A 4,778-nucleotide genomic window follows, 5' to 3' on the forward strand; every position below is an offset into this window, starting at 1 on the left:
CACGACAGCACTGACGGCGCTGGGCGTACACCTGCACCTGGGCGAACGTGTCGCGCAATGCGTCACCCATGACGATGGCAAGGTCGAGGTGATACTGGCATCGGGTGAGTCACTGGCCTGCGACGATGTATTGGTCTGTTCCGGGCGGACCAGCAACACCGAACGATTGAACCTGGGCGCCGCAGGCATTGTCCCTGGTAAGCGTGGCCTGATCGATGTCGACGAGAACTTCCGCACCTCGGTGCCCCATATCTACGCCGCAGGCGATGTGATCGGCGCGCCGGCCCTCGCCTCTACGGGCATGGAGCAGGCCCGAGCCGCCATGAACCGAGCCCTGGGATCGGACCTCAAACGCGATGTCGCCTCGTTACTGCCCACGGGTATTTATACGATTCCCGAGATCGGCTCCATTGGCGCTACAGAAGAATCGCTACGCGCAGAAGGCGTCGACTACATCGCGGGCCGCTGGCGGGCCGCAGACACGGCACGAGGATGCATCCTCGGCGATGACCACGGCATGATCAAACTACTGTTCCGGCGTGTCGACATGAAGCTTCTCGGCGCGCATGTGATTGGTGAGCATGCTACCGAGACTGTGCACATCGGCATGATCGCCATGCTGATGGATGCTGGAGCAGACCTTTTCAACAAAGCCTGCTTCAACTTTCCCACGCTTGGCGACCTTTACAAGTACGCGACCTACGATGCGCTGATCCAGGAAAGGACATCCAGGGACGGCCTGGCACGACCGACAAAGTAGCGACATGGACAACGATTGCTACACCGCAACCCTCTCGCCCTGATCGATACCTGTCCACGCGTATTGCACCACTGAATATTTCTCGCGCGAGGCAACCGAAGCCAGTCGCCGGGGCACTCACGTCCAGTCAATGTTGATGGTTGGAGCCGGTACACCGGCCCCGCACCGTTGCGCTGCCTCAGCCCCACGGCCTACGAGACCATTCGCGATGCTGGATATCCAGGTAGGCCACGGGGACCGGGGAGCCCTATCCGCCGCTCGCCACGGTACAGGTCGCTGCGCTGCTGAGGAGTTGGCGATGGATACCACGCGAGAGCGTAATCACGAGGATTATCGATGACAGAAGCCATCAACGAGCGTTCGGATGGAGTAACGCCGGTGGTTTCGGTCGTCCTACCGACCTACAACCGCCTGCCGCTGCTGCGCCTTGCCATTGCATCGGTAGTCGGACAAACATTCGGCGATTGGGAGCTTATCGTCGCCGACGACGGTTCCACCGACGACACGCGTGGTTATCTCGAAACGATCGATGATCCACGCGTCCGGTCCCTCTCGATGGAGCACCGCGGCGATCTCACTTCAGCACGCAGCGCCGGCCTCAAGCACGCGCGCGGCAAGTGGGTGGCATTTCTTGATTCGGACGACTTGTGGCTGCCCGGAAAACTGGAATTGCAACTGCACCGGCTCGCCGCGCAGCCTGGATGCCGTTGGAGTTACACGGGGTACTCGCTGATTGATACGGACGGAGTGTCCCTGCCGGAGCGCTCGGACCGTCTGCCTCGTCCGGTTTCAGGGGACATCCTCGAACCATTGCTTCGGTTGACGGCCTCGACACCGGTGCAGACCATGCTCGTGCAGCGATCGCTGATCAAGGAGATCGGCGGTTTCGACGAAACAATCCCCATCCATTCCGACTACGACTTCGCGCTGCGACTCGCTGCACGCAGCGAGGTCCTCGCGTTACCCGAAATCCTGACTCGGGTTCGCGAACACCCGGACAGGACCACCTCGCGCTTGCGCCTCGCGGAGCTCTACGCCGATCAGGGGCGCGTATTCCGCAAAGCCGCGGCGGCCACGACGGACCGAAAATTGCGGGTGCTGTGCCTGCACCAGTGCGTGATGCAACTGGCCGGACAAGCAGCGGCATTGTCGCGGGAAAGGTCACACAGGGCCGCGTTCGCTGCGTTGGCCCGCGCCGCCCACATCGCACCTTTCAAAGGAGTGGTCTGGCGAACTGCGGCGGGATGCGCAGGGCGGGCGTTGGGCGTCTTCACATAAAGACGTGAATCACGATCAGGCTGGACGCCGCATCGCCGCCCGGTGAAGCGTACCGGCAGGCGTGGATCATGCGGGGCGATTCGATGGATGGCGTTTCGATGGATGGCGTTCGCCGATGCGTCCCAGTCCCCGACGAGCACGGCCCGGCCTGCCGACGGCGGCGTGATCGGTGCGCCGGCCCGCGCCGCGACGGGCATGGAACAGGTCCGAGCCGCCATGAACCGCGCCCTGGGCTCGGACCTCAAGCGTGACGTCGCCACGCTACTTCCCACGGGTATTTATACGATTCCCGAGATCGGCTCCATTGGCGCGACCGAAGAAAGGCTTGCTTCAACTATCCGACACTTGGGGACCTTTGTAAATACGCGACCTACGATGCGCTGATTCAGGAGCGAGCATCCAGGCAAGCTCCGGCGCGGTCGGCGAAGTAGCTAGCTTTCGCGACGCGCCCGAGAGAGCCAGGCCGACTTCGACCCCGGCAGAGGATCTAGCGCTGTATGGAAGGGACTTGGGGCTGTATGTCCTGAGATGGCTGCTGAACCGCTTGCATCTGACTCTGCTCAACTTGCGCCTGCTTATTTGCCTGAATGTGCGTCAATGCCTCCGCGCTGCTTTGCTGGAGCGGCGTCTGGACGGCTTGCATGACATCCACGTCGGTATATTGTTTTAAGGGCGAATTAAGGGCCCCTGGACCGCGTAGGCGCGGCTTGCATCATCCGACAGAACAACATGATCGATGCGGTTGAATCCAGCGGCCGTAGCGGCTGAGACCAAGCTCCCCGAGAGCATCTGGCTATGCGGCCCCGTCTCTCGCTGGTGGTCTTTGTCGAGCTGCGCCACGCACTGGAATGCTTGGTCGTACATTCCTTTTGCCGGGTGACCGACGTCCATCATGCTCGGCGCCTTGTGCTCCGCGACCRCCTCAGCCATCGATGCGAGCGTCGCCTTCCCCACCACGCCGTCGGGATGCAGCCCGTGATCGTGCTGAAAGGCCTTCACCGCGAAATCGGTACCGGGACCAAATGCCGAATCAGCCTCGAGCGGTTTACCGTGTGCGTCCTCGTAGCCGAGAGACGCGAGCGACGTCTGAACGTTGCCAACGGCATCGCCTCGATCCCCCTTACGAACAACTCCGTTGTGCTCTTTGTCATGCGTCTGTGGAGACTTACCTTCGGCCAGTGCGATCCCGGCTCGCAGTGTGGGACCGTGGCCTGTCTGGATCAGCTTATCGGCATACGACTTGTCGGTGGCATATCCCGCCTTTGCCATCGCCGCGGCCTCCTTTTCCAGATCCCCCTTCACACCCGGGTCGAAGAGGCCCGCTTTCGCGTACCGAGGATTATCGGCAAGGAAGTTTCCGCGATCTGCCACCGAGTCCGCGTACGAGTCATACACGCGAAATTTCTCCTTCGACATGATTGTGTTGCCCGCATCGTCGACTTCGGGCACCGTGAACTCTGCCGTTTTCCCGTGCCAACTTGCGTCTGCCTTGATGTTGTAGAGGTTCTTTGTGCCTGGCAGTACGTGTTGACCCCAACCGGTCTCAAGCGCCGTCTGGGCCAGAATCAGTTCTAACGAATTGCCTGTTTTGTCTGACAGATTTTTTGCGGCCGGATATATGTCGGCGATGAACTGCTGTTGCGGGGTTGTCATTTGCACTCTCCTTGTCACAAAGTCTTTAGTGCGAAATCGCTACCGGCACACTGGTCTTGAACGGAGTTCGCGTGTCCGCAGCGTCACCCTTCGTTGCCCATTCTCCGGTTACAACGATTTTTCCACCTTCAAAGCGAAAATTTTCAGCGCCGTCGTAAACGAAGACCGTGTGCGCACCCTTCAGATCCGGCACTTTCACTATGTCGTTCGTCTCGATATGACCGCTAGCTTGGTTTAGCGTCGCTATGCTGATCAACGTCTGCGACATTACCGGTACGGCATTCGTGTCGGACTGGACGAGGGCATAGATAGAGTCGCCGGCTGCTACGCAGTGCGACGCACGATTCTGGTACCAACCGGAACGCACAGGAATCGGTGTAATCCATCGTATTTTGTGTGACGTGGATTCCTCCAAATACACATAGGCGCGTTCATCCGAGCTTTCTCCTTTATGGGTTGTCGCACCGACAACACAGCTRAGTCCGCCACCGACATCCGTCGTCGCGTATTGCTCAAAGCCGGGAGGAACCTTTGCTGCCTTACTGACGAGCGGCGCAGCCAGGAGCAACACCAGGACGAGCAGGGGGGCGCCCAAATAGCGCGTACGGCGCGGGATGGGGCGCAGGCGGAGGCGTTGTTCAGTCATCAAAGCTCCTTGAGTTCTTCGGGATATCCGTCGCGTTGCGTCTCCAGCTAGCGGTTATAGCTGGACGCGACGAGCTTTGAAAGATCGGGCGCTCGAATTCGGGAACCTGTTCAAGGATGTAGCTCCGAGGCCAGCATGTCCGGCGACGGAAGCCCTTCGAGCCGTGGCCATGCCGGCTAGCCCAACGGCCGCGTCCACTCAGACGCAGACGCACCATCCTTCGCCACCAAAGTCACCTACCCGCCCCCTACTCCCAACACATCCGAGCATGCGCCTGCGCCGTGCACTGCACCCCATATGCATCAACGCACCGATCGCCTCCATGCCATGCGCCACGCGTTGGCAATCGACGGTATCGGCTTCATGGATGAAGTCGGCAAGTAACCGCGTGAGGCTACGAGCGTACTGAAGCCACTCGGTCGCCTCATTCATCAGGTCGTG

6 protein-coding genes are annotated in these 4,778 nt (G+C 60.4%); 3 read left to right on the forward strand and 3 right to left on the reverse strand.

Translation table 11 applies throughout. The annotated features are described in order from the left end of the window. The 3 genes from AC1DT2_RS15920 to AC1DT2_RS15930 form a co-directional block, all read left to right on the forward strand. Positions 1-760, forward strand: a 760-nt coding sequence (locus tag AC1DT2_RS15920) for an FAD-dependent oxidoreductase (protein WP_477297378.1), incomplete at its 5' end; no start/stop codon positions are given. A 336-nt stretch (positions 761-1,096) separates the two neighbouring features. Continuing rightward, positions 1,097-2,038 (forward strand): glycosyltransferase family 2 protein, encoded by a 942-nt coding sequence (locus AC1DT2_RS15925; protein ID WP_477297379.1) that lies wholly within the window; start codon positions 1,097-1,099, stop codon positions 2,036-2,038. A gap of 102 nt (positions 2,039-2,140) precedes the next feature. Next, positions 2,141-2,422: a hypothetical protein gene (locus AC1DT2_RS15930; protein ID WP_477297380.1), complete on the forward strand. Its 282-nt coding sequence runs from the start codon at positions 2,141-2,143 to the stop codon at positions 2,420-2,422. Between the two features lie 282 nt (positions 2,423-2,704). Here the strand turns inward: AC1DT2_RS15930 and AC1DT2_RS15935 are convergent, their stop codons facing one another. The 3 genes from AC1DT2_RS15935 to AC1DT2_RS15945 all read right to left on the reverse strand — a co-directional run. Beyond that, positions 2,705-3,691 carry a glucosaminidase domain-containing protein gene (locus AC1DT2_RS15935; protein WP_477297381.1) on the reverse strand — a complete coding sequence of 329 codons (987 nt, stop codon included), beginning with the start codon at positions 3,689-3,691 and terminating at the stop codon, positions 2,705-2,707. A gap of 25 nt (positions 3,692-3,716) precedes the next feature. Further along, positions 3,717-4,337: a hypothetical protein gene (locus tag AC1DT2_RS15940; protein ID WP_477297382.1), complete on the reverse strand. Its 621-nt coding sequence runs from the start codon at positions 4,335-4,337 to the stop codon at positions 3,717-3,719. A gap of 198 nt (positions 4,338-4,535) precedes the next feature. Next, positions 4,536-4,778 (reverse strand): hypothetical protein (locus AC1DT2_RS15945; RefSeq protein WP_477297383.1); only part of this gene is annotated, 243 nt, incomplete at its 5' end.

Source organism: Luteibacter sp. P4_E6, from assembly GCF_056401535.1.

Bases quoted from the DNA above. Each gene is read 5' to 3' on its own strand.
- AC1DT2_RS15925 (WP_477297379.1), top strand. From the start codon at position 1,097: ATGACAGAAGCCATCAACGAGCGTTCGGATGGAGTAACGCCGGTGGTT.
- AC1DT2_RS15930 (WP_477297380.1), top strand. From the start codon at position 2,141: ATGGCGTTCGCCGATGCGTCCCAGTCCCCGACGAGCACGGCCCGGCCT.